Genomic DNA, 240 nt, shown 5'->3' on the forward strand with positions numbered 1-240 from the left:
GGCTGAAGGGAACGGTCTTGAAAACCGTCAGGCGTGTAAAAGCGTGCGTGGGTTCGAATCCCACATCCTCCTTTTTATATTAACGCGGGATGGAGCAGCTCGGTAGCTCGTCGGGCTCATAACCCGAAGGTCGTAGGTTCAAATCCTGCTCCCGCAATTTGGCTCGGTAGCTCAGTTGGTAGAGCAATGGATTGAAGCTCCATGTGTCGGCGGTTCGATTCCGTCTCGCGCCATATTTAT

At 52.9% G+C, this 240-nt stretch carries 2 tRNA genes; both read left to right on the forward strand.

Going from position 1 to position 240, the window contains the following annotated elements:
• Nucleotides 1-83 precede the first annotated feature (83 nt).
• Nucleotides 84-157 (forward strand) — tRNA-Met (locus tag SORDD16_RS10310).
• Nucleotides 158-160: 3 nt separating this feature from the next.
• A tRNA-Phe gene (locus SORDD16_RS10315) sits at nt 161-233 on the forward strand.
• Nucleotides 234-240: the final 7 nt, after the last annotated feature.

This window comes from Streptococcus oralis (assembly GCF_001578945.1).
GTDB lineage: Bacteria > Bacillota > Bacilli > Lactobacillales > Streptococcaceae > Streptococcus > Streptococcus oralis_Q.